Annotated in this window: 24 protein-coding genes; 14 read left to right on the top strand and 10 right to left on the bottom strand. The window is 71.5% G+C overall.

Features of this window, described 5'->3' with window-relative positions:
• From AB0C12_RS09945 to AB0C12_RS09915, 7 genes are read right to left on the bottom strand one after another with little or no spacing between them, the layout of a single operon-like run.
• Nucleotides 1-603: a hypothetical protein gene (locus AB0C12_RS09945; RefSeq protein WP_360546117.1), complete on the bottom strand. Its 603-nt coding sequence runs from the start codon at nucleotides 601-603 to the stop codon at nucleotides 1-3.
• Nucleotides 600-1,748, bottom strand: coding sequence for a M23 family metallopeptidase (locus AB0C12_RS09940; RefSeq protein WP_360546115.1), 1,149 nt, complete (start codon nucleotides 1,746-1,748; stop codon nucleotides 600-602). Before AB0C12_RS09940 ends, AB0C12_RS09945 begins: the two co-directional genes overlap by 4 nt.
• Entirely contained in the window at nucleotides 1,745-2,296 is a 552-nt protein-coding gene (locus AB0C12_RS09935) for a hypothetical protein (RefSeq protein ID WP_360546113.1), read from the bottom strand. Before AB0C12_RS09935 ends, AB0C12_RS09940 begins: the two co-directional genes overlap by 4 nt.
• 6 nt (nucleotides 2,297-2,302) lie before the next feature.
• Nucleotides 2,303-4,270 (bottom strand): MFS transporter, encoded by a 1,968-nt coding sequence (locus AB0C12_RS09930; protein WP_360546111.1) that lies wholly within the window; start codon nucleotides 4,268-4,270, stop codon nucleotides 2,303-2,305.
• A 1-nt stretch (nucleotide 4,271) separates the two neighbouring features.
• Nucleotides 4,272-7,913, bottom strand: a complete 3,642-nt coding sequence (locus AB0C12_RS09925; protein ID WP_360547102.1) for an ATP-binding protein — start codon at nucleotides 7,911-7,913, stop codon at nucleotides 4,272-4,274.
• Between the two features lie 43 nt (nucleotides 7,914-7,956).
• A complete protein-coding gene (locus AB0C12_RS09920; protein ID WP_125811387.1) occupies nucleotides 7,957-8,319 on the bottom strand; it encodes a hypothetical protein in 363 nt (120 codons plus the stop codon).
• Nucleotides 8,320-8,335: 16 nt separating this feature from the next.
• On the bottom strand, nucleotides 8,336-8,629 hold the full coding sequence (locus tag AB0C12_RS09915; RefSeq protein WP_360546108.1) for a hypothetical protein: 294 nt from the start codon (nucleotides 8,627-8,629) through the stop codon (nucleotides 8,336-8,338).
• Between the two features lie 389 nt (nucleotides 8,630-9,018).
• Here AB0C12_RS09915 and folP point away from each other — a divergent pair, with 389 nt between their 5' ends.
• The 7 genes from folP (at nucleotide 9,019) to AB0C12_RS09880 (ending at nucleotide 13,467) form a co-directional block, all read left to right on the top strand.
• The gene (folP, locus tag AB0C12_RS09910) at nucleotides 9,019-9,846 is read left to right on the top strand and encodes a dihydropteroate synthase (RefSeq protein ID WP_360547100.1); all 828 of its coding nucleotides are present in this window, start codon (nucleotides 9,019-9,021) and stop codon (nucleotides 9,844-9,846) included.
• Entirely contained in the window at nucleotides 9,843-10,202 is a 360-nt protein-coding gene (folB, locus tag AB0C12_RS09905) for a dihydroneopterin aldolase (RefSeq protein WP_360546106.1), read from the top strand. The genes folP and folB overlap by 4 nt, the downstream gene beginning before the upstream one ends.
• The gene (folK, locus tag AB0C12_RS09900; protein WP_360546104.1) at nucleotides 10,199-10,726 is read left to right on the top strand and encodes a 2-amino-4-hydroxy-6-hydroxymethyldihydropteridine diphosphokinase; all 528 of its coding nucleotides are present in this window, start codon (nucleotides 10,199-10,201) and stop codon (nucleotides 10,724-10,726) included. The genes folB and folK overlap by 4 nt, the downstream gene beginning before the upstream one ends.
• Nucleotides 10,727-10,761: 35 nt before the next feature.
• A complete protein-coding gene (locus AB0C12_RS09895) occupies nucleotides 10,762-11,241 on the top strand; it encodes a DUF3180 domain-containing protein (protein WP_360547098.1) in 480 nt (159 codons plus the stop codon).
• Between the two features lie 76 nt (nucleotides 11,242-11,317).
• Nucleotides 11,318-12,580 carry an ABC transporter permease gene (locus tag AB0C12_RS09890; protein WP_360546102.1) on the top strand — a complete coding sequence of 421 codons (1,263 nt, stop codon included), beginning with the start codon at nucleotides 11,318-11,320 and terminating at the stop codon, nucleotides 12,578-12,580.
• Between the two features lie 31 nt (nucleotides 12,581-12,611).
• Nucleotides 12,612-12,896, top strand: coding sequence for a hypothetical protein (locus tag AB0C12_RS09885; RefSeq protein ID WP_360546100.1), 285 nt, complete (start codon nucleotides 12,612-12,614; stop codon nucleotides 12,894-12,896).
• A 79-nt stretch (nucleotides 12,897-12,975) separates the two neighbouring features.
• Nucleotides 12,976-13,467 carry a hypothetical protein gene (locus tag AB0C12_RS09880; RefSeq protein ID WP_360546098.1) on the top strand — a complete coding sequence of 164 codons (492 nt, stop codon included), beginning with the start codon at nucleotides 12,976-12,978 and terminating at the stop codon, nucleotides 13,465-13,467.
• 162 nt (nucleotides 13,468-13,629) lie between these two features.
• On the opposite strand, the gene AB0C12_RS09875 is transcribed toward AB0C12_RS09880, so the two are convergent.
• On the bottom strand, nucleotides 13,630-14,643 hold the full coding sequence (locus tag AB0C12_RS09875) for an ABC transporter ATP-binding protein (RefSeq protein WP_360546096.1): 1,014 nt from the start codon (nucleotides 14,641-14,643) through the stop codon (nucleotides 13,630-13,632).
• Between the two features lie 2 nt (nucleotides 14,644-14,645).
• Between AB0C12_RS09875 and AB0C12_RS09870 the strand changes: the two genes are divergently transcribed.
• The 4 genes from AB0C12_RS09870 (at nucleotide 14,646) to AB0C12_RS09855 (ending at nucleotide 19,408) form a co-directional block, all read left to right on the top strand.
• Nucleotides 14,646-15,386 (top strand): ABC transporter permease subunit, encoded by a 741-nt coding sequence (locus AB0C12_RS09870; RefSeq protein ID WP_360546094.1) that lies wholly within the window; start codon nucleotides 14,646-14,648, stop codon nucleotides 15,384-15,386.
• Nucleotides 15,383-16,099, top strand: a complete 717-nt coding sequence (locus AB0C12_RS09865; RefSeq protein ID WP_360546092.1) for an ABC transporter permease subunit — start codon at nucleotides 15,383-15,385, stop codon at nucleotides 16,097-16,099. Before AB0C12_RS09870 ends, AB0C12_RS09865 begins: the two co-directional genes overlap by 4 nt.
• 162 nt (nucleotides 16,100-16,261) lie before the next feature.
• Nucleotides 16,262-17,260 carry a glycine betaine ABC transporter substrate-binding protein gene (locus tag AB0C12_RS09860; RefSeq protein WP_360546090.1) on the top strand — a complete coding sequence of 333 codons (999 nt, stop codon included), beginning with the start codon at nucleotides 16,262-16,264 and terminating at the stop codon, nucleotides 17,258-17,260.
• A gap of 258 nt (nucleotides 17,261-17,518) precedes the next feature.
• Nucleotides 17,519-19,408, top strand: a complete 1,890-nt coding sequence (locus tag AB0C12_RS09855; protein WP_360546088.1) for a hypothetical protein — start codon at nucleotides 17,519-17,521, stop codon at nucleotides 19,406-19,408.
• A gap of 3 nt (nucleotides 19,409-19,411) precedes the next feature.
• Here AB0C12_RS09855 and AB0C12_RS09850 read toward each other — a convergent pair whose 3' ends face one another.
• Both AB0C12_RS09850 and AB0C12_RS09845 read right to left on the bottom strand, forming a co-directional pair.
• Complete coding sequence (locus AB0C12_RS09850) at nucleotides 19,412-20,554, bottom strand: NADH-quinone oxidoreductase subunit D (protein ID WP_360546086.1); 1,143 nt, start codon at nucleotides 20,552-20,554, stop codon at nucleotides 19,412-19,414.
• Entirely contained in the window at nucleotides 20,551-21,528 is a 978-nt protein-coding gene (locus AB0C12_RS09845) for an SAM-dependent methyltransferase (protein ID WP_360547096.1), read from the bottom strand. The genes AB0C12_RS09850 and AB0C12_RS09845 overlap by 4 nt, the downstream gene beginning before the upstream one ends.
• Nucleotides 21,529-21,674: 146 nt before the next feature.
• Between AB0C12_RS09845 and AB0C12_RS09840 the strand changes: the two genes are divergently transcribed.
• From AB0C12_RS09840 to panD, 3 genes are read left to right on the top strand one after another with little or no spacing between them, the layout of a single operon-like run.
• Nucleotides 21,675-22,562, top strand: coding sequence for a Rossmann-like and DUF2520 domain-containing protein (locus AB0C12_RS09840; protein WP_360546084.1), 888 nt, complete (start codon nucleotides 21,675-21,677; stop codon nucleotides 22,560-22,562).
• Complete coding sequence (panC, locus tag AB0C12_RS09835; RefSeq protein WP_360546082.1) at nucleotides 22,559-23,395, top strand: pantoate--beta-alanine ligase; 837 nt, start codon at nucleotides 22,559-22,561, stop codon at nucleotides 23,393-23,395. The genes AB0C12_RS09840 and panC overlap by 4 nt, the downstream gene beginning before the upstream one ends.
• On the top strand, nucleotides 23,392-23,820 hold the full coding sequence (gene panD, locus AB0C12_RS09830; protein ID WP_360546080.1) for an aspartate 1-decarboxylase: 429 nt from the start codon (nucleotides 23,392-23,394) through the stop codon (nucleotides 23,818-23,820). Before panC ends, panD begins: the two co-directional genes overlap by 4 nt.
• Nucleotides 23,821-23,853 lie beyond the last annotated feature (33 nt).

The following is a 23,853-nucleotide window of genomic DNA, read 5'->3' as shown; positions in this document are numbered from 1 at the left end:
TCATTCCACCCAGAGCAGGTGGACCGGAACCTCGAGCGTGCTCGGCGCTCGCCCGCTCCAGCCCCAGCGGTACCAGTCCAGTTCCGTCGTCACGCGCGCGCAGATGTCACCCTCGTCGCTGGTGTGCAGCTCGGTGACCGCCCGTAGATCGCGTCGCTCACCGCCGTCCTCCAGCAGCTGGACGACTCGCCGTCCGGTGAGAGCGGCTGCGTCCAGAGCGGCGACCGGATTCCGGCGCGGCGGCTCGTCGAGGGACACGAGCCTGGACACGACGTCGCCAGGTGCGGAGTTGAGGGCCGCCATCCCGAGTTCTTCGACCCATACCCGCTCGACTGGTACGAGGGGCGCGAAGACCTCGGTCTGCTCCGCCTCGGCGCGGTACCACTCGGCCTCCGGCATCACCGGTACGTAGGTCCGGCTGCCCTGCACGACCTTCTCGTCGGCCCGCAGGTCACCCCGCCACCCGTGACCGGGAAGGCCGATGAGCACCCGACGACCACGCAGCTGGCCGGCCATGATCGCGGCCGTCGGCACCACCGGGCGCGGCGGGTCCGGGGTCCACTCGGAGCCGGTGAACGGGTCGGGCATCGCGCCACCGGTCATTGCGCCGCTCCCAGCGGTGATCCGCGCTGGGCCATGAACTGCACCGGATCAACCGCACTGGCACTGGACCGGTCGTTGTTGAGATGCACCTCGAAGTGCAGGTGCGGGCCCGAGGAGTTGCCGCTGGTGCCGCTGGTGGCCACGATCTGGCCGGCGGCCACCTTCTGTCCCACCTGGACGTCCGGCCGGCGGACCAGGTGACAGTAGCGGGTCATGATCTTGCCGGGGTGCCGGATCTCCAGCATCCACCCGCAGCCGCCCTTGCCGGGATAGCCCGGTACGTCACAGTCCTTCCTCCCGCTGAACGTCTCGTCGCACTTGATCCGGGAGATGACCCCGCTGGCCACCGACCGTACCGGGTTGCCGGTGCCGATGATGAGGTCCACGCCCTGGTGACGCGGCCGACTCGCGGTGCGGAAGCCGGACCCCACGACCATCTTCTGGCTTCTCTTCAAGCCCTTGCCGGTGGCGGCGAGCGGGCTGGTCCAGCCGGACGCGGACACCTCGCCGAGCTCGGGGCAGGTCATGGCGAGCGAGTTGCCGACCGCGTTCGCCGCACCGTCGGCGAGCATGTTCACGATCTGGGTGGCGACGGGCTCGTGCTTGGCGTAGGCGCCCGGGTAGGCGCTGATCTGCACCTTTTGAGCGGCCCGGGTGAGTGCCAGGCTGTCCCAGTTCTTCACCTTCCGTAGCTTTCCGTAGAACTTGGTCGCCGCGTAGACCGGATCGGTGACCTGGGCCGGCGATCCCCAGCCGCTGCTCGGCCGCTGCTGGAAGAGGCCGAGTGAGTCGTGGTCGTTGCGCTTGCCGAGGTGGCCGAGGTTCCTCAGATTGGATTCCTGCATCGCCGTCGCCACCGCGATCACCCAGGCGCGCGGCGGGAGCTTCAACTGCTTGCCGACGCTGATGATGATCGCCGCGTTTTTGATCTGCTCCGCGCTGTATGACCCGACCTGCGGCAGCTTCCCCTTCGGGTCGATGGGGCCGCCGACGCCGCAGTTGGCGCTGAGGAGGTTCAGGTTCTCCTCTTTGTCGTCGAACTCACCCACCAGCAGGGCGCTGACGGCGCCGCCACAGCAGAGCAGCGCGAGCGTGGCGGTCAGGGCTACGAGCAGAGCGACCCCGCGTGGCCGCGGCACGTTCACGGGCCCTCCCAATCGATGTCGTCCACCAGCCATCGCCCGTCCGGGGCCACCAGCTGCAACGTCAATTTCCCGGAGTCCACCGTGACGACCGCGTTGACCAGGCCGTCCCCGACCGGCACCAGCGTGGGCCGGCCGACGACCTTGTCGGCGGGCACGTCGGCCGGGTCGACCCCTTCCAACTCGTCCGAGAGGTCCTTGGTCGCGTTCGGCACCAGACCGTTGTGCCACGTGCTGGCCGAGACGTTCTTATGGTCGACCCATGCGGCGGCGAAGGCATACGCGACCGCCTCGGGTTCGGCGCTGCCCGGGCTGGTGGTCGGCGACGGTGGCGGGTCGTCGTCGACGATGACGCCGTCGTCGTCCTGGCTCGGGTCTATCGTCGCTGTCGGGCCCGGCGAGACCCGGTCCGTGATCGGGGCGGCGGTGGTGCCGTCGGAGAAGATCCTGCCGATCCCGACAATCGCCAGTACCAGGACGGCGATCACCAGGGCGACGCCCCATCGGGACCGGAAGAGTCCGGTGAGGCTTCGTTCCAGGAATCTCGGCATCGGCGATCACTTCGCCTCGGTGCGTACCCGCGGGGTCGCCGGCTCTTCCCGGGTCGTGCTTCCTGTCTCCGGCCGATAGATGGCAAAGGAGGCCGGCCGCTCCGCCACATCAGGCTCGGTCCAGGTGGACGACCGGCGCTGCCGCATCGCGGAGGCCGTCACCGGGACCGGGTTGCGGTCGCCCGGCTCGGCACTCTCGCGGATCGTCTCGTTGCCGTCCGGACGCGCGGCCGGAGCCGCGCCGCTGCGGTCCGACCCCGCCACCGACGTCTGGCCGCCACGTCCGGCCGAACCATGCGAGGGATCTTCCAACCGCGCCTCGGGGCGCAGGTTGCTCTGGTCGACGTAGACGGTGCGGCCCTTGCCGATGAGGGGTTCGTTCGTGCCGCCCGGTTCGGCCACGTCGAGCTTGGCGGCCTCCCGCATGTCCCGGAAGAACCGGCGATGCCAGGAGCCGGCGGAGGTGATGGCGGCGGTGCCGTCCTTGCCGCCGAGCTGAGTGATCCGCCGGTACGGCCGCAGCAGAAGCCAGCCGACCACTCCGACGAGCCAGACCAGCACGACCTGCAACCAGCCCGCCAGGCTGGCGGTATTCATGATCAGGTCCACCGCGAAGAGGTAGATCGCGGCGCCGGTGCCGAAGATGGCGATGTTGAAGATCGCTGCCACCACAGCGTTACCGAGGCGCCGGATGCCCGAGCTGGCCGGCCGCAGCAGGCCGACTGTGCCGAGGATCGGAGCAGCGATGACCGCCCAGCGGAAGATCAAGAAGCCGAGCAGGACCAGCAACGATGCGGTCAGGTCGAACATCGCGAACATGAAAGCGGCCAGCACGGCGATGAAGCCCGCGCCGATTCGATCCATGCCGTTGGCGCCCTGAAGGTATTCGTAAGCTTCCGGGTCCTCGGTCTTGATCGTCTCGGCGACCTTCTCCCACTGGTCCTTCTTCGAGGCGAGGGTCGTCGGCCGGGTGTCCGGGTTGTCGCGCATCTTCTGCACTTCATCCCAGGTGAAGGACCGGGCGTCGTAGAGAGCCCGGCCGTACTTCTGCGCCGTGAGACTGTCCGCCGAGCCGAGGACCCCACGGAGCCAGTTGCGGTAGAGCATGGTCTCCGTGACCGTGTCACTGGCGCGAACGGCCGGCGGGCGGTTGTCCTTGCAGGCGTCCGGCTTGCCCAGCTTGCAGCCGGAGGTGTCGCCGTCCTGAGCCCGTGGTCCCACCGCGTCGTGCACGACACCGAGGGTGGTGATCAACGTCTGGTCGGCGAGGTTCGCCGATCTGACGGGCCAGGCCGCGATGGCGGTCACGGCGACCATGATCAAGATCGCCCAACCTGCTGTTGTCGTGGCCGCGCCCATGTCGGCCTGCTGGGAGCGCCAGATCAGGTAGAGACCGACGACGGCCAGTGTGATGACGCCGAAGACGCTGAAGACCTTCTCGTAGACAGCCCTGGTGGCCTGGTCGACAAGCGGGTCGGCCCAACCCCACAGGGCCTGCGGATCCCAGGCTCGTTCACGCAGGGCGTTGGAGGCGCCGATCACGGCGGTAGCGATCATGAACTCGCCGTTGGCCACCGTGGTCTCGAACTTGCTCGCCGGTTCGACCAGAGCGGCTCCACAACCGCCCAGATCGTAGGTCGTGAAGTTGTAACCGGCGTAGCCGTACTGGCTGTAGATGCCTTGGGGGCCATTCAGGGTGGAGGACGCGGGCCGCTCGGCGAACCAGCCGGCCAAACCGGAATTCGGTGCACTCGGCGTGGGTGCCTTGACGCAGGTCACGTCGTTCTGCACCTCAACAGTGAGGCGGCCGACACAGCCCTTGAGGTCCTTGTTCCACTCCTCGACGTTGCAGGGACCACCTGGCGCGCGCAACGGCCCCGCCGTGGCGGCTGATGGCGCGGCCACCGCCCAAGCGACACTCGCCACCACCGCCACGAGCATCACCAGCACCAGCGCACATCCCCGCCGTACCATCTCAGACCTCCAGGTCGGACAAGGACGGAATCGCCGTCGGCGTCGCCTTCGCGGCTGCCGGGGTCGTGTCGAGGTAGTCCAGCAGACCGTCGACGTACGACACGTCGACCCGGACCTTCTGCACCCGGCCGTCGACGTCGCGCATCACGAATTCGCGGAAGCCCAGGCGGGTCGACGATGAGGTGTCCGCCTGCGACAGGGATGCCAGCGTCGCCTCGTAGCCGTCGTGGACCGGGACCCGGAGCAGGCGCAGTGCTTCCGAAGCGATTTCCTGGTCCTCGGCGATGCGGCCCACGAAGACCGTCGACACCAGGTTCTGTACGTCCAGGCCGAGGATGTCGCGGGGGTTCTGGGAGGCCACGAAGGCCGCCAGGTTCCACTTCCGGGAGTCGCGGGCCAGGCGGACCAGGAACGACCGGCCGGAGCGCCAGCCTTCCATGAAGTGGGCCTCGTCCAGGCCGACCATTTTGCGGGAGGCCATCGAGCCGCCGTAGCAGCGGCGGACGGCCAGGCGGTGGGCTGTGTGCAGCATCGGCAGGGCCAGGGATTCCTCCGCCGACCAGTACTCGCGTTCGATCTTCATGTCGGGCAGGCGCAGGCCCGCCATCGTGATGACCGTCAGGGCCGAGTCGGCGCTGAGCAGGTGCGCCGGGGGCCGGCCGAAGAACAGCAGCGCCAGGGGCATCTCGGCGGTGTCCAGGAGCAGGTTGGCCAGTTCCTTGCCGTCGTCGTCGAGGCCCTGCAGGCAGGCGATGACGTCGTCGAGGGTGGAGGTCTCCTCGGCCGGCACCTGGCGGACCGCGTGCCGCAGCAGCGTCGCCGTGGACGCCTCCTTGGCCACCTGCGGCGGGACCAGCATCGAGCAGATGTCCTGGACCAGCATGCGGCGCTCGGCCCGGGCGTTGGAGACCGCGATCTCGTACTCGCGGTCGCCGCCGGGGCCGGCCGGGAACTCGCTGCGGACCGGGGTCGGGATCAGCGCGTACGGCGCCAGCGTCCCCTGCTCCGAGCCTGTCAGGTTCAGCACCCGCGAGTACGGCTTCAGCTCCGGCATCGCGCACAGCCGGGCCAACGGGCCGGACGGGTCGAGCAGGGTCACCTGCACACCGCGGCGCGCGTTCAGGTAGCCCAGCGCGCCCATCAGTGTCGACTTGCCACCGCCGGGCTCCGCGACCAGGACGCCGAGGCCGGAGCGTTCCCGGACCTCCATGGGGAAGTGCAGGTCCAGGAATACCGGCCGGCGGCACGTTCCGGACGTACGCCCGATCAGATCTCCCCGCCGGTCGCCGACCGTCGACGCGGCCTGGGGCAGCGCCGCGGCCAGCAGTTTCACCGGCATCCGGCGCACGTAGCCGGTGTTGGCGATCGGCTCGCCCGGGATGAACTCGCGGGCCAGCTGATCCTGGTTCTTCGGGTGCTGCAGCGAGATGCGCAGCTCGCGGGAGTAGAGCTGGATCAGGCGCCGGGCCCGTTCCAGGCACTCCTCGCGGGTGCGGCCACCGACGGCGATCCGGTGCCAGCCGTGCGCGCGGGCCGACTCGACCGGTAGCCCGGTGGTCATCTCGTCGCCGATGACCAGCGCCCGCTTGGCCAGGCGCTCCAGCTCGGGCGGGGCGTCGATGCCGTGCTCGGCGTAGTCCAGCTGCTGCGAGCGGATCATCCGGAGCCGGTGCTCGAGGTTCTTGAACGAGCTGTTCGAGCCGAGGATGTCGATCCGCGAGGAGAGCTCCATCGGCCACGGCAGCCGCTCGTGGAAGTGCATCCACGGCTCGTGCTTCTCCGGGATCTCCAGCGGCTCCATCCGGCCCACGGACAGCACGGCGACGTGCCGTTCCTCGCCGGTCATCCGGTTGACCAGCTTGACCGTCGAGCCGTACGGGGTGCGGTAGCGCTCCACCTGCTCGGTCAGCGCGAGCAGGTCACCGCGCTCCCAGTGGCCGTTCGAGATCGGCGACAGCGGGCCGGGCGGGGACATGCACAGCGCCACGGAGCGGAACAGCAGCCATTCCAGCTCCTGCGGGGTGACCCGCCGGCCGCGCATACCGAACGCGTTCAGCACCTCGTCGAACTGCTCGACCGTACGGCCGAGCTTGCGTCGTTCCCCGTCGGAGGTGCCCTTGCCGAACATCCGCAGGATGCGCTCGGAGAAGGTGTCACCGAGCGAGCGCCGGGCGAACGTCACGCCCAGGTACGTCTGGCCCTCGGCGTGGTTCACCGACAGCAGGTGCCGCTGCGCCGACACGAGGTGGTCCGACCAGGAGGTGGCGCCCGCGACGTCGGGCAGCGGCTTGGCGGTGTGCGAGTCGACCGTGCGGGCCCACTCGTCGGCGGGGAACGGCCGGTTGGTGCGCCGCAGATGCAGCCGGAAGCCGGCCAGGCCCGCGTACTGCTCGGAGATGGCGGAGAGCAGCGCCTCGCGCTCGGCGTCGGGGCGGAACGCCCAGCGGACCTCAGGCAGCGAATACCACGCGGTCACCGTGCTCTGGGTGAACGTCAGGTGCCCGGCGATCTCGCTGATCTCCAGCTCGATGCTGGGGTCGCGGTCGCTGAACTTGAGCTTGTGCGGGCGCAGCGGCGCCGCCTTGACCTCGTTCTTCTTCGGCCGCACGGCCGGCAGGTTGGCCGGCTCCTTGCGGCGGCCGCGCCGCTTGGCCGGCGCCTTCTCCGGCATCGGCGCGGGCAGGTCGGTGCGGGCATCGGCCTCGGCCGGCGCGCCCGGGTGGTACGCCTCGACGGCTGCCACCGGAGTCACCCCTGGCCCCACGGCGGTCTGCCACAGCGGCAGGCTCTGGACGGTCTGCGGTGCCGTGACCGGGGTGACCCCGGGGTGGACGTCGTCGGGCCAGTCCTCGAAGTCGGACTCCGGAGCTTCGCGCTCGTCGTAGAAGTCGGCCTGCGGCCCGGCCGGCGCCCGCATGAAGGGCGAGACCGGTGCAGCGGCCGGCGCAGTGCCGGGCCCGGCACCGTTCGCCGACGGTACGGACGGCAGCGCGATCGCCGGATCCCCACCGACCGCGGACGGCTGCCCGTTGCGGCCCGGAAGTTGCCCGTTGGGACCGGAGGGCTGCCCGTTGATGCCGGCGGCAGGCTCGGTGAATGGCGGCGCGCCGGCCTCAGGGCTGGGGGCAGCGCCCGGGGCACCGACTCCAGGCCCCGACAGAGCCGACACAGCCCCGTTGGCAGCCGCCGTGGTCCCTGCGGACTCCGGCGAAGACTCGGCGGGGGCAGGAGCTGTCTTCGGTCCGATGGGCGGCGAAGCCGGGCTGGTCGGCGTCGCCGGGGCACCGGAGGTCTGCCCGCTCGCGTCCGCGCTGTCGAAGTCGAACCCGAAGTCGAAATCCACGTCCGGGTCGTCGGCGGGCGGCTCCGGCTCGGCTGCCGGCGCGGTGGGCTGGGCCGGTGTGCCCCCGAAGAGATCGAGGAACGGCGAATCGATGTCCATCGGGTCGACCGGGGGAGCGCCGTTGGTGCGGGGGCGTACCGGCTGCGGGGCCTGGAAGACCGCGACAGCGCCGTGGCCCGGACCCGGCACCTGATCTGGACTCTCATCCGGAGAGTGGTTGTCCGATCGCACAGCGTTACTCTGCCTGCCCGGGAGGGACGATTCCGCGCGGGAATGCCCGGGCGGTGGGGTAGCGGTCATGAACGGGCCCCGTTCGGGCATGCGACGAGATTGGCGAAACTGGTCATACCAACTCCTCCCGAACCCTGATGCGCGTGGCGACGAGTCTCGGGTCGCGCTGCTCGACGGCCGGCTCGCGGGTGCGGCGCCAGTCGGTCAGCGCGGTGCGGATGACCATCCGGGCCGGGCGGTCGGGGTCGACGTGCCGGAACACGTAGGAGGTGGTGACCATGGCCAGCGCGATCTCCCAGGCGGGGAAGGCGTCGATCTCGAACGTGATGAGGTAGTGCAGAAACACGAACAAAGGCACTAGTAGGACGAACATCCCATACTGCGCATACGGCAGATGCATGGGCAGCGTGTATCCGGGCGGGCCCAGATAGACAAGGCGTGCCCGGTAGATGTCGTCATCGGTGCGCAGCCGCATGTGTCCGCCCGCGGCCTCAGGCGAAGATGAGGCTGATGAGGTAGTCGCCGACGAAGAACAACGTCGCGGCGCCGGCGATGAACGCGAGGCCGACGATGGCGATCGCGGAGCTGGTGAGCACCTTCGAGATCTCGCCGCGGCTCGCCCGTCCGATGAAGATGATGCCCAGGACGGCGAGCAGGATCGGTGCGATGTTGCTGGCGAAGAAGGTGACGACGCCCTCGGTGTTGATGCCCTTGGGCTCGGGGGCGGCCAGGGTGCCCTGCTGCAGGGCCGCTACGACCTGCGTGGCGAACTCTGTGGCGATCATCGGTAAACCTCCCGGGTGCCCGGCGTGAGGGCGCCGAGCACACTGCAGTTGTAAAGCCTCGCTGACGGCAACGCCCATATGGTGCTACTTCCAGCTCACCGCGTCGAGTGAGCTGTTCAGGGCGCTCCTGTCCTACCCAAAGCCCGTCTGCTCTCTTCGGTCCTTCAATGATGCCCAGTTCCGAAGAGTACGGGCCGTACTTCTTACCTACAAGCTGCCTGATTCGTTACCCAAGGTAAAGACATGACTGAAGATGAGTCACGTTGCATCGTACACATGTTCTAAAACCTGAGGCCCGGTACCTTCTTCCCGTGACTGATCCGACCGGTATCGCAACGACCGCGCAGGTCAGCGGCGATCCGCTGCTGCAGCAAGATCACCCGGTCGTGATGGGCGTGCTCAACGTGACCCCGGATTCCTTCTCCGACGGCGGGCGCTATGCCGATGTCGACGCCGCTGTCAAGCACGCCGTTGCGCTGCACCGGGACGGGGCCGACATCATCGACATCGGCGGCGAATCCACCCGGCCGGGCGCCGACCGGGTGGACGGTCCGACCGAGATCGCGCGAGTGCTGCCGGTGATCAAGGCGCTGGCCGGCGCCGGCGTACCGCTGAGCATCGACACCACCCGGGCCGAGGTGGCCGCCGCGGCCCTGGCCGCCGGAGCCGCGCTGGTCAACGATGTCTCGGGCGGCCTGGCCGATCCCGGCATGGCCGCCGTGGTGGCGGACGCCGGCTGTCCGTGGATCCTCATGCACTGGCGCGGGCACTCCCGCCGGATGCTCGACCTCGCGCACTACGACGACGTCGTCGCCGAGGTCCGCGCCGAGCTGCTGGAGCGGGTGGACGCCGCGGTCGCCGCGGGCGTCGACCCCGGGCGGCTGATCCTCGATCCCGGCATCGGCTTCGCCAAGCGCGCCGAGCACAACTGGGCCCTCAGCGCACACCTGGACGAGCTGATCGCTCTCGGTCATCCGGTGCTCTTCGCGGCCAGCCGCAAGACCTACCTCGGGCGACTGCTCGCCGGGCCGGACGGCGAGCCGCGGCCCGTTGACGGCCGCGAAGCGGCGACGATCGCCACCTCGGTGCTGGCGGTCGCGGCCGGGGCGTGGGGCGTCCGGGTCCATGACGTCCGCGCGACCGTCGACGCCCTGGCCGTGTGGCGCGCCACCGGCAGCCCGCGCATTTCACGATCAACACCTGGGGGTACGCCGTGAGCGACCGCATCTCCCTGCACGGCCTGCGCGTCCGGGGCCACCACGGGGTCTTCGACTTCGAACGGCGCGACGGCCAGGACTTCGTGGTCGACGTCGAGCTGGAACTCGACCTCACCAGGGCGGCGGCCAGCGACGACGTCACCGACACCGTCCACTACGGCGAGCTGGCCGGCCGGCTGGCCGAGGTGATCGCCGGCGAGCCGGTCAACCTGATCGAGACACTGGCCGACCGGCTCGCGGCGGTCTGCCTGGCGGACCCCCGGGTCACCGCGGCCACGGTCACCGTGCACAAACCGCAGGCACCCATCCCGCTCGAGTTCGCCGACGTGGCGGTCACCGTCCGGCGGGCCCGATGACCCGGGCGATCCTCTCGCTGGGCAGCAACCTCGGCGACCGGTACGCGTACCTCAAAGGCGCGGTGGAGCAGCTCGGCGAGAGCGTCGTCCTGGTCTCAGGGGTCTACGAGACGCCGCCCTGGGGTGACGCCGACCAGCCGGCGTACCTGAATGCGGTGGTCCTGGCCGTGGACCCGGCGGCGGATCCGGCCGGCTGGCTCACCCGGGTCCGCGCGGTCGAGCAGGCGGCGGACCGCGTCCGGGACCCGCAGCGGCGCTTCGGCCCCCGCACTCTGGACGTGGACGTGATCGCGGTCTGGCAGGACGACGGCACGCCCGTGCTCAGTGCCGACCCGGAGCTGACCCTGCCGCATCCCCGGGCGCACCAGCGGGCGTTCGTGCTCAAACCCTGGCTCGATCTGCAGCCCTACGCCCAGCTGCCCGGGCACGGCTGGGTCACCGACCTGCTGAACGCCCCTGAGCTCACCGCCGACGCGAACGCGCTGACCCCGCGGCCCGATCTGCCGTTAGAGTCACAAGAGTGAGCAGTAACCCCGGCGGTGGCGCACCCGATCCGTCGATGCGGCCGACCAGCCTGTCCGTCCTGGTGGTGGCCGGGCTGGCCGCCGCCGCGGTCGGCTGGCTGCTGCTCAGCGCCCTGTACTCGCAGATGCCCCGGCTGCCCTGGCTGCCGATCATCGTGCTCGGCACGCTGGCCGTCGTCGAGGCGACCCTCGCGCAGAACACCGCGGCCCGGATCCAGCGCAAGCCCGGCGCGCCCCGGGTCGACCCGCTGGCTGTCGCCCGGTATGCCGTCCTGGCCAAGGCGTCGGCGCTGGCCGGTGCGCTGTTCGGCGGCTTCTCCGCCGGGCTGCTGGCCTGGCTGGCGCTGGAGCCGACCAGGGCCGCTCGTGACGACGTCCCGGCCGCCATCGCCGGGGTGGTCGCGGCGCTCGCGCTCGTCGGCGCGGCGCTGTGGCTGGAACGCTCCTGCCGGGTGCCGGAGCAACCCGACCAGAAGGACGGCGGCGGCCCGGGACGGCAGGCCGGAAGGTCCTGATCGAGTCCGATCCGGGACTTGAACTGAGGGCCCCTCGTTTCCGTATGCTGTGCCGGCGGCGAAGGAGGTGTGCGAGATGGCCTACGACGAGACCACATATCGGCGTAATACCGGTGACCAGGGCGAAAGTGACCCGGCGGCGTACCGGGCCGGCATCGCGGCCACCGACTTCCGGGCCCGGCGGCGCGATCTCGATCCCGACGAGGGCGAGGGCGTTCAGCTCGTCGAGCCGGCCGGTGACACCGGCCGCCGCGGCGGGGACTTCGACGACGGGCGCGACCGGCTGGGCATCCACATCGGCTGGGAGATCGTCCTGCTGCTGGCGGTCGCCGCGATCGCGTACCTGCTCTATCGGCTCGATCCGGCCAGCCTGCGCCGCCCGGCGCTGGACACTCTGCTCATCACCGGCGCCTCGATCGGCCTGCTCGCCCTCGGCGCCGGCCTGACCCTGCGCGCCGGCGTGCCCAATCTCGCGGTCGGCCCGATCGCCCTGGGCGCCGCGCTGCACTTCGCCGAGAACGGTGACGAGGGCCTGGTCCAGGCGGCCGTGCCGGCGTTGATCGTGGCCGCCGCCGGTGGCCTGATCGCGGCCGTCTTCGTGCTCGTGCTGCACGTGCCCGGCTGGGCCGCGACGCTCGGCGGGGCCATGGGCGTCATCGTCTACGACCAGCTGCGCACCGCGCCGGTCACCGTCCAGGCCGGCTACGACCCGGCCAACCAGGCGTTCTACCTCTTCGGCGGCTTCGCCCTGCTGGCGGTCATCGGTGGTGCGCTGGGCACCGTGATGCCGATCCGGCGGCTGGTCGGCCGGCAGCGACCGGCCGGCGACCCGGCCCAGCGGCGCGGGGTGGCCGCGGCGTTCCCGGTGATCGCCGCGCTGGTGCTCTCGTCGGTCTTCGCGGTCGGCGCGGGCATCCTGATGGCGGCCCAGTCCACCGCGCCCATCGCGCCCGGCACCGGCCTGGAGTGGACCGGCCTCGCCTTCGGCGCGGCCCTGCTCGCCGGCACCAGCGCGTACGGCCGGCGCGGCGGCATCTTCGGCACGCTGCTGGCGGTGGCCGGGCTGACGCTCTTCCTGGACTACGCGGCCCGCCGCGACTTCGACATCGCTCTGTTCGCGATCGCGGCCTGCGCGGTCGGCGGCGGCCTGATCGTCACCCGGTTGGTCGAGACGTACGGGCGCCCGCTGCTGGTGCCCGCGGCGGCGGACTGGAACGCCGCGGCCTCGGCCGGCACCACGTGGACCCCGGACATGCCGCAGACCTGGTCCACCTCGCCCGAGCCGCCGGACAGCAAGCCCCTGCGCTGGGACGAGGGGCCCTGGGGCAGCGCCCGTTGAGGACGCGCCGTGGCGCCCTATGCTGGCAGTCATGACCGACTCGACCTTCGCCGAACTGGACGCCCTGCCCACCGAGGAGCTGCGTGAGCGGGCCTTCGCGAAGGCGCGGGAGCACCGTGACCTGAGCTTCTTCTGGTCGGTGTTCAAGCACCTGCCCGACGCGGACGAGGCGGCGTCGCTGGACGGCGCGCCGAACACGGTGGGCCCGACGATCGAAGAAGCGGTCGCTCTGTGGCGTGAACTGACCGGACACGGGTACGGGGAGCAGGAGCCGCTGCTCCGGGCAGCCTTCATCGATTACCTGCAAAAGCACTGAGACCACCGCAAGGCACACATTCACGGATATCAGTTCCGGCGCGTTTGGCGAGCGGAATCCGCAGGGAAATAGCGGGTTCATGGCTCTCACCAACCGCTACAAAACTGCGCCCGGCGCGGGCACGATAGCCGCGCTGATACTCGTCCTGGTCTTCGGCAGCCCCTGGTACGCCGACTGGGCCCAGGACAACACCAACCCGGAGACCGCCGGAGGCTGGTGGCTGCGCCTGCTGGCCTGGCCGCACTGGCGTTTCGACTCCGACGACTCGCTGCGCTCGATCGTGATCGGCGACCTCAAGGCGATCCTGGTGGTCGTGCTGACGCTGGTCTTCCTCTACCTGCTGCCCGGCTCCCAGCTGGCCCGGGCCCGCGGCACGATCAGCCAGTTCTTCGCCGGCTGGGCGTCCTACATCTTCGCCGGTGGCTTCGCCGCCCTGCTGACCACGCTGTTCCTGGCCAACCCGTCGCTGCTGGGCGCGTTCCGGACGGCCGGCGAGGGCGCCACCTACGGCCTCTTCGTCGGCTGGATCATCGGACTCGCCACCCTCGGCGGCCGGCGCGGCACCCGCTAGAGCCTCGTTCCCGGCCCGGCCGTGCGGCGTCCCGCGCCGCCGTACGATCCGGGCCCGCCGCGGCACCAGGTGACCGCCGCCCCCGCGGGCACCGCACCGCCGCGACACCCCGCGGCGTGACCGGACGATCTCCCCGTCCTCCGGTCACGCCGCGGATCGCTGTCAGGCCGGGGCCGCCGCTTCCGCGTTCGGGGCGTCGAAGAGGGCCGAGCGGGACACCGCGCCCACCGGCTTGCCGTCGGAGACCACCACGACGTTGAGCGAGTCGCTGGTCAGCATCACGGCGAGCGCGTCGTAGAGGGTGCCTGAGACGTCGACCGTGGGCAGGCGCTCGATCTCCTCGATCTGCCCGACCGGACGCATCGCGTCGCGCACCGGGGTCACCGCCAGCCGCCGTACCCCCCGGTCGGTGCCGACGAACTCGCTCACCGCCGCCGACGCCGGCTTGCTGAGCAGGTCGGCCGGGGTCGCGTACTGCATGAGCCGGCCGCCCTCGGCCAGCACCGCGATCCGGTCGCCCAGCCGTACGGCTTCATCGATGTCGTGGGTGACCAGCACGATGGTCTTGCGGACCGCCTCCTGGAGCCGGAGGAACTCCTCCTGCAGCCGGCCGCGCACGATCGGGTCGACCGCGGAGAACGGCTCGTCCATGAGCAGCACCAGCGGGTCGGCCGCGAGGGCCCGGGCCACGCCCACCCGCTGGCGCTGACCGCCGGAGAGCTCGTGCGGATAGCGGCCGCCGTAGCGCTTCGGGTCGAGCCCGACCAGCTCGAGCAGCTCCTCCGCGCGGTCCTTGATCCGCTTGCGGTTCCAGCCCAGCAGCCGCGGCACCGTGCCGATGTTGGTGCGGATGCTCTGGTGCGGGAACAGCCCGACGTTCTGGATCACGTAGCCGATCTGCCGGCGCAGCTCGACCGGGTCCTGCTGCGAGACGTCCGCGCCGTCGATCAGGATCCGGCCCTTGGACGGCTCGATCAGCCTGTTGATCATGCGGAGCACGGTGGACTTGCCGCACCCGGACGGCCCGATCAGCACGGCGAGCTCGCCCGCCCGCACCTCCAGGCTGATGTCGCCGACCGCCACGGTCCCGTCCGGATAGACCTTCCCGACGTTCTCGAGCGTGATAGACGCCGCGGTCCGGCCAGCGCCGGAGTCGTTGATCGCGGTAGCGTCCACGTATGTCCTTCCTGTCGAGGGCCCCGGTGCCTGCGTGGCCCCTCGCTGCTCCCGGGGAGCTGGCCGCCCCCGCCGATGACGGGCCGGGAAATCCGTGGTTCTCGTGGCGCTATGTCCACGACAACGCCGGCGAGATCCTGTCCGCACTGCAGTTCCACGCGGGTCTCACCGCCCGTGCGGTGATCATCGCGCTGATCGTCGCGTTGCCGCTCGCGGTCGTCTCCTACTGGTGGCGTCCACTGACCGGCCCGATTCTTGCACTCTCGGGCGTCCTCTACACGATCCCGTCGCTGGCACTTCTCGCCCTGGTCGCGCCGGCGGTCGGCACGACCAGCGACACGTCGGTGCTGATCGCCCTCGTGCTGTACGCGCTGCTGGTGCTCACCCGCAACTCGCTGGCCGGGCTCACCCAGGTCCCGGCCGAGGTCCGCGACGCGGCAGCCGGCATGGGCTACGGGCGCTTCGGCCGGTTGTGGCGCATCGAGCTGCCGCTGGCCCTGCCCGGCATCCTCACCGGCCTGCGGCTGGCCACCGTCTCGACCGTGGCGCTGGTCACAGTCGGCTCGCTGATCGGCAAGGGCGGCCTCGGCGAGATGATCCTCGGCGGCTTCCGGAACAACTTCTACAAGGCCGAGATCATGACCGGGACGCTGCTCTGCGTCGGGCTGGCGCTGGTCCTCGACCTGGCGCTGGCCGGAGTGGGCCGGCTGCTCACCCCGTGGGCGAGGGAGCGCAGCTCGTGAACTACTTCCAAGAGGGCTTCGTCTGGCTCAACGACCCGCTCAACTGGACCAACCCCGGCGGCCTGTTCGACCGCCTCCAGGAACACCTGCTGATCAGCCTGTGGGCGGTGCTGCTGGGCTGTGTCATCGGCTGGCCGCTCGGCATCTGGCTCGGTCACCGCGGCCGGGGCGGCGGAGCGGTGCTCACCTTCGCCAACCTGACGCTGGCCATCCCCACTCTGGCCCTGCTCACCATCCTGCCGCTGACCCCGCTCGGCTTCGGCCAGCCCCCGGTGGTCGTCGCGCTGGCCGTCTTCGCGGTGCCGCCGCTGCTGGCCAACGCGTACACGGGGCTGCGCCAGATCGACCCGGAGACCCGGGAAGCGGCGCGCGGGATGGGCCTCTCCGGCGGGCAGGTGCTGCGGCGGGTGGAGCTGCCGTTGTCGGTGCCGTACCTGGCGGCCGGGCTGCGCACCGCGGCCGTGCAGGTGGTGGCCACCGCCGCGCTGGCCGCGTTCGTCAACGGCGGTGGGCTCGGCGAGATCATCTCTGCGGGCTTCGGGATCGGCATGAGCAACGGCGGCGGCGGGCAGATCGTGGCGGGCGGCATCGCTGTGGCGCTGCTCGCATTGCTGGTGGAAGCAGTGCTCGCAGGCGTACAACGACTGGTGACACCGGCTGCGCTCCGGACGGACCGGCGCCGCCGGCCCACCGCAGCGGCCCCGGCCGGGTAATGGTCTCGCATCGTTACGAAACTTGTCGGACCCTGCGAGTAGGAATGGAAGTGGGCCGCTCAGCGCGCCCGACAAACTGAAAACACACGGGCATCGGACACCGACTGCCCGTCGGACACGCGGCGCGGCCCCTGGCCGTGCCGGGACACAGAAGGCGGCAGTATGCGTCGACACCTGCTCTTGACGGCCGGCACCCTCATGACCGCCGCCGTCATCCTCGCCGGCTGCGGCGAGTCCGGCTCCTCCGGCACGGAGGCCCCCGCGAGCTCCGCCGCGGGCAACGGCTGCGCCCCCGTCGCCGGCGACAAGCTCGTCGTGCTCACCGACGACAAAAACCTGCAGAACACCGACAACATCGTTCCCGCGATCAACAAGAAGGCCTCGTCGCCGCAGCTCATCGCCGCCCTCGACAAGGTCTCCGCGGCGCTCGACACGACCAAGCTGATCGAGCTCAACAAGGCCGTCGACATCGACCGCAAGTCGTCCAAGGCGGCCGCCGAGGAGTTCGCCACGGCCAACTCCATCACCACCGGCATCGCGAAGGGCCCCGGCGGCGACCTGACGGTCGGCGCGGCCAACTTCAGCGAGAACGCGACCCTCGGCGAGCTCTACAACATCGCGCTGACGGCCGCGGGCTACAAGGTCAAGGTCCAGCAGATCGGCAACCGCGAGCTGTACGAGCCGGCCCTGGAGAAGGGCGACATCGACGTCGTCCCGGAGTACGCGGCCACCCTGGCGACGTTCCTGTCCGGCAAGGTCGACGGCAAGAGCGCCAAGGACCCGTCCTCGCCGCAGCTCGACACCACGATGACCAACCTGACCGCCCTCGGTGACAAGGTCGGCCTGGTCTTCGGCAAGCCCTCCACGGCCCAGGACCAGAACGCCTTCGCCACCACGGAGGCCTTCGCCACCAAGTACTCCGTCAAGACCCTGTCCGAGCTGGCGGCCAAGTGCTCGGGTGCGGCGACCGTCCTGGGTGGCCCGCCGGAGTGCCCGCAGCGGCCCAAGTGCCAGCAGGGCCTCGTCGAGACCTACAAGTTCGAGGCGGGCAAGTTCAGCTCGCTCGACGCGGGCGGCCCGCTCACCAAGACCGGCCTCAAGCAGGGCACCATCAGCGTCGGCCTGGTCTTCAGCTCGGACGGCGCACTGGCCGCCGGCTGACGACCAGCTGTCACCGGTTCCTCACCGGCCGGCCGAATCACCCCGGATGCGGGGCATCGCAAGCGCGATGCCCCGCATCTGCCCGTTTCGCGACCCCTGCCGCTCTCGGTAGCATCTGCGACCATGCCTGACCGGGACCCCGAGGCGTCGCCCAACGCCCGCCTACTCACGGCCCTGATCTGGGCCGGCGTCGGCCTGGCCCCGGTCGCCGCCCTCGTCGCGCTGCTCGGCGGCAGCGACAACTCGATCCGCTTCGCGGTGCTGCTCATCGCGGTCTGCGTGGTCCTGATCGGCGCGGCGTTGCTGGTCCGCAACGATCCGGTGCTGCTCAAGATGGACGTCGAGGACCAGGTGACGGCGATGCGCGACGAGCTGCGGGAGGAGATCGCGGCCAGCGCCCGGGGGACTGGCCAGCGGGTCAAGGCCTTGCAGGACGAGATGACGCGGATGCGGGCGGCCGGGTCGCCGGCTGCTGCGCTGGCCTCGGCGGGACCGCGACCGATGGGCGCGGCCGGGCCGATGGGCGCCGGGCCGGTCGGTGCGGCCGGGCGGATGGGTGCCGGGCCGAATGGTGCCGGGCCGGTGGATGCGGCCGGGCGGATGGGTGCCGGGCCGGCGGGCGCTGAGTCGATGCCCGGCGCGTCGAATGGTGCTGGCCGGGTGCCGGCTGGGCACACGACCGGTGGCCGGGCGTCGGCCGCCGTGCCGGGGGCTGCCGCGGGCGCTGCGCAAGTGGGTCGGGCCGGTGGGCCGGTGCAGGGAGTCGGTCGCGAGGCCGGGTTGGTCGGCTCCGGTGGCCGGGCGTCGGCCGCTGTGTCGGGGCCCGCAGGCGGCGTGGTCCAGGCGGCCCGGATCGGTGGCCGGGCGTCCGCGCCGGTGCCGGGATCGCCCGCCGCGCCTGGGCAGGCGCAAGCCGGTGGGTGGTTGCCGGATCCGGATCGTGACTCCGGGCCTGTCGGCACCGCCAGGCCGGTGGTGGCGACCGCATCCGTGGCTCCGGCCGTGACGCCCATGTCGGCGCCCAGGGCCTCCGGCGCAGCCGCTGTTTCGGCGCCGGTAGCGGTCGCCACGGCGCGGCCCGCTGCTGCGGCGCCGCGTCAGCGCGGTGCCGCGGGGGTGCCACCGACAAACCCCGATGGTTACGCCCACTCTGCTGGGCACAGCGGCCCCTACGGGCCCGGACTGTCCGGATCGGCCTGGGCCGAGCGCGGGGCAGCCGCCGAATACGACGCCACCGCCGACGCCGGCTACGCGAAGGATGCCCCGCCGGCGCAGCGGCCGTCCCGACGGCATGCGGCCCCCGACACAGGCACGGACATCGCCCGCTACGGCCTGAGCGCCCTCCCGGAGCCGCAAGCGCACGGCGCCGCGTCCTACGGCGCCGGCTACGACGTCCCCGGCAGCTACGCCGTCCCGGGCGGCCATAACGCCCCAGCCGGCTTCGACGCCGAGTCCGGGTTTGACGCCGAGTCAGGCTTTGATGCCCAAGCCGGCTTCGACGGCCGGTCCGGCTTCGACGCCGAGTCCGGGTTTGACGCCGAGTCAGGCTTTGATGCCCAAGCCGGCTTCGACGGCCGGTCCGGCTTCGACGCCGAGTCAGGCTTTGATGCCCAAGCCGGCTTCGACGGCCGGTCCGGCTTTGATGCCCAGTCCCGCATCAACGCCCAGTCCGGCTTTGATGCCGCGTCCGGCTTTGACGCGCAGTCCGACTTCGACGGCGGCCAAAGCGACTACGCCGGCCAAAGCGACTACGCCGACCAAAGCGGCTACGCCGACCAAAGCGGCTACGCCGACCAAAGCCACGGCTACGCCGAAACCGGGGCCGCGGCCTGGACCTCAGCCCCGGGCCACTACGGCTACGCCGATCCCACCGCCCAGGACCAACCCGATACCGGCGGCTACGGCTACCCCGACCCCACAGCCGACGACCGCCCGAGAAGCAGCGGTTTCGGCCGCGCGGACTCGCCGTTCTTCGCCCAGGACTCGTCCGGCGGCTTCGTGCTCGACAACGATCACCCGCAGCCCGACCAGCCTGAAGGCACCGCCCAGAACACCTACGGCCGGCCCGCCGACCAGTACGGCCCCGACCCCATGGCCGCCCAGCCCGTCCGGACGCCGCGCAGCCGCGAGCCGCGGGGCCGCCGGTAGGCGCTACTTGTCGATGTCGCCGACCACGAAGAACATCGACCCCAGGATCGCGATCAGGTCCGGCACCAGGCAGCCGGGGATCAGCGTCGCCAGCGCCTGGACGTTGGCGTACGAGGCCGTACGCAGTTTGAGGCGCCACGGGGTTTTCTCGCCTCGGGACACCAGGTAGTAGCCGTTGATGCCGAGCGGGTTCTCCGTCCACGCGTACGTGTGGCCCTCCGGCGCCTTGACCACCTTCGGCAGGCGCACGTTGACCGGACCGCTGAGCTGGTCCACCCGGTCCAGGCAGGCCTGCGCCAGGTCCAGGGACACATACACCTGGTCCAGCAGCACCTCGAAGCGGGCGTGGCAGTCGCCGGCCGCCCGGGTCACCACGGGCACGTCCAACTGGTCGTACGCCAGGTACGGCTCGTCGCGCCGCAGGTCCAGGTCGAGGCCGCTGGCTCTGGCCACCGGGCCGGAGGCGCCGTACGCCGCCGCCTGTTCCGCGGTCAGTACGCCCACGCCGACCGTGCGGGCCAGGAAGATGTCGTTGCGCCGGATCAGCCGGTCGATGTCCGGCATCCGGCGGCGCACCTCGTCGATCGCCGTACGGGCCCGGGACGTCCAGCCCGCCGGGACCTCCTCCTTGAGGCCGCCGACGCGGTTGAACATGTAGTGGATGCGGCCGCCGGAGACCTCCTCCATCACGGCCTGCAGCGTCTCCCGCTCGCGGAACGCGTAGAACATCGGGGTGATCGCGCCGATCTCCAGCGGGTACGAGCCGAGGAACATCAGGTGGTTCAGCACCCGGTTCAGCTCGGCGAGCGCCATTCGCAGCCAGGTCGCGCGTTCGGGCACCTCGATGCCCATGAGGCGTTCCACGGCCAGGGCGACGCCCAGCTCGTTGGAGAACGCCGACAGCCAGTCGTGCCGGTTGGCCAGGACGATGATCTGCCGGTAGTCGCGCACCTCGAAGAGTTTCTCGGCGCCGCGGTGCATGTAGCCGACGATCGGCTCGCAGGACGTCACGCGTTCGCCGTCGAGGGTGAGCTTGAGCCGCAGCACGCCGTGCGTGGACGGGTGCTGGGGGCCGATGTTGAGCACCATGTCGGCCGTGTCCAGACCGGACCCCGTGCCGACCGTCATCTCCCGGAGGTCGCTCATGCCAGCATCGTCCCACGGAGCTCGATGCCCACCTCGTGCAGCAGCCACCAGTGCCCGCCCAGCCCGGCCGGGTCGATCAGTTCGCCGGCGGCGCCGGCCGAGCTCAGTGCCCGCAGGTAGGCCGCCGGGTCGCTGCGGGCCAGGTCCAGCGGTGGCCGGCCGCCGCCGATCCCGAGGCCGCGCAGGGCGGCCCGCTGACTGATGATCCGGTACGCCGTCCCGGCAGCCGCCGCGGCCGAGTCGACAGCCACGTGGGCGGTCACGTCGGTGCTGCCGTCCGGCCGGGGTGGCACCTGCCGTCCGTCCCGGTACCCGGTCAGGGTGCCCAGCGGTGGCCGCGCCGAGCGCACGTGCCCGTAGTCGATCGCGAGGGCGCAACCCCGCCGGACCGCCGCGACCGCGTCCGCCCAGGCGACGTCGCGGGGCCAGCCCAGTTCGATCCGGTCGCCGGGCCGGGCCGCCGGCCACCAGCGGCTCAGCCAGAACCGGTCGGCCGCGTCCACGTCGGGACCGAGCAGCTCCGCGCCGGTGGCCGGGTCGACCAGCACCCGCCGGGCCCGGCCCTCGGTGTCGACCTCGGCCACGTCCAGCGGCACGTTGTCCAGCCATTCGGTGGCCAGCAGCATCCCGGTGACCTGCTCGGGCACGTACCGCTGCCAGGAGATGTCGGCCGGCAGGCCCGCCGGCCGGGCGGCGACCTCGACCCCGGCGAAGCGGATCCGGTGGGCCAGGCCGTGCGCAGGGTCGGTGTCGAGCAGGGCGTGCAGGGCGGCGAGCAGTTCGCCGCGACCGGCGCCCACGTCGACGACGTCGAGGGTGGCCGGGCGGCCCAGCGCGGCGTCGACCTCGCTGATCAGTCGCAGCAGGGCCCGGGCGAACAGCGGGGAGGCGTGCACGCTGGTCCGGAAGTGGTCCGCGGGGCCCTCGGTGGCCCGGGTGAAGAAGCCGCCCGGTCCGTACAGGGCGGTGGTCATCGCCGCTCGCCATCCCAGGCTCGTCACGCTTGCCAATCTAGGCCTAAACGGCCGGTGCAGTTGTTCACACGCCCTTGTCACGAGCGTGTTACATCGGCGCATACTTGCGATCGACCGGTACCCCATCACGAGGACTGGATCTTTCTATGAGCGCTGTGCCGCGCGCCGGAAAGCGCGCTCGCCCCCTGGTCGTGGGTGTGGTCGGAGCCGGCCGGGTGGGTGCCGTCCTCGGTGCCGCTCTGGCGGACGCCGGGCACCGGATCGTCGCCGCGGCTGCCGTCTCCGCCGCCTCGCGGGAGCGCGCCCAGCGCCTCCTGCCGCAGGCCGCGATCCTGCCCGCCGACGAGGTCGCCCGGGCCGCCACCGATCTGCTGCTGCTCGCCGTTCCGGACGACCACCTCGCCGCCGTCGTGTCCGGCCTGGTCGCGACCGGCTCGCTGGGCTCCGGCACGGTCGTGGCGCACACCTCGGGCGCCCACGGCCTGGCGGTCCTCGGTGATCGCGACGGCCTCGCGCTGCACCCGGCGATGACCTTCACCGGCGCCGACACCGACCTCGACCGGCTGCCCGGCATCGCCTGGGGCGTCACCGCCCGCGACCGGGCATTCGCCGCGCGGCTGGTCACCGACCTGGGCGGGGTGCCGGAGTGGATCGCCGAGGATGCCCGCCCGCTCTACCACGCGGCCCTCGCGCACGGCGCGAACCACCTGGTCACGCTGGTCAACGAGGCCGCCGACCTGCTGCGCGCGGCCGGTGTCGAGCACCCCGGGGCCGTGCTGTCGCCGTTGCTGCACGCGGCCTTGGACAACGCACTGAGCCTGGGTGATGCCGCGCTGACCGGGCCGGTGTCGCGGGGTGACGCGGGCACCGTGGCCAAGCACCTGAGCCGGATCGCGCCGGAGTCCGTACCGGCGTATCTCGCCCTCGCCCGGCGCACCGCCGACCGGGCCATCGCCGCCGGGCGGCTGCGGCCGCAGGACGCGACGCTGTTGATGGATGTTCTCGCCCAGGCGACCGTAGGGAGTCCTTCATGACCGCGCTCATCCACACCCGGGCCGAGCTGGCCGCCGTCCGTGCCGCCGCGCCCGGCCGGGTCGCCGTCGTGATGACCATGGGTGCCCTGCACGAGGGGCACCGGCAGCTGATGCGCGTCGCCCGGGAGCGGGGCGACTTCGTCATCGTCACGGTGTTCGTGAACCCGTTGCAGTTCGGGCCGAACGAGGACTTCGACAAGTACCCGCGCACCCTGGCCGCCGACGTCGAGGCGTGCCGGGCCGAGCAGGTCGACGTGGTGTTCGCCCCGGACCGGGACGAGATGTATCCGGGCGGCACGCCGCAGGTGACGCTCAACGCCGGCGCGATGGGCGAGATCCTCGAGGGCGCCAGCCGCCCGGGGCACTTCTCCGGGATGCTCACCGTGGTCGCCAAGCTGCTCCTGCTGACCCGGGCCGACCTGGCGTTCTTCGGCGAGAAGGACTTCCAGCAGCTGGCCCTGATCACCCGGATGGTCAAGGACCTGGAGATCGGCGTCGAGATCGTCGGCGTCCCCACGGTCCGCGAGGCCGACGGTCTGGCGCTGTCCAGCCGCAACCGCTACCTGTCGGCGGAGCAGCGGGTGGCGGCGCTGACGCTGTCGCACGCCCTGCGGGAGGGGGCCGCGCAGACGGACGCGCAGAGCGTGCTCGAGGCGGCCGGCAAGATCCTCGCCGACGAGCCCGGCGTGCAGGTCGACTACCTCGCACTGACCGACCCGCTGCTCGGCCCGGCGCCCGCCGACGGGCCCGCGCGGCTGCTCGTCGCGGCCAAGGTCGGCAGCACCCGGCTGATCGACAACGTTCCGGTCCTGCTGGGAAAGGCCGCTCGATGATCCGCACCATGCTCAAGTCCAAGATCCACCGGGCCACGGTCACCCAGGCCGACCTGCACTACGTGGGCTCGGTGACCGTGGACCTCGACCTGATGGAGGCGGCCGACCTGCTGGCCGGCGAGCAGGTCGCGATCGTCGACGTGACCAACGGCGCGCGGCTGGAGACGTACGTGATCCCGGGCGAGCGCGGCACGGGCGTCATCGGCATCAACGGCGCTGCCGCGCACCTGGTGCACCCCGGTGACCTGGTCATTCTGATCTCGTACGGGCAGCTGACCGACGCTGAGGCCCGGTCGTACCGGCCGCGGGTCGTGCACGTGGACGCGGCCAACAAGATCATCGAGTTGGGCGCGGATCCGGCCGCGGTCGCGGACGGCATGGCCGGTGATCCCGTACGCGCGGACGGCGCCCTGCTGGCCGGCTGACCGGGGTTCTCCGCCAAGCCGCCGTACCGGTCG

It is taken from the genome of Actinoplanes sp. NPDC048967, from assembly GCF_040649415.1.
Classification (GTDB): Bacteria; Actinomycetota; Actinomycetes; order Mycobacteriales; family Micromonosporaceae; genus Actinoplanes.
Note: the sequence above shows the minus strand (reverse complement) of the source record. Positions and strands in the feature narration are given on the sequence as shown.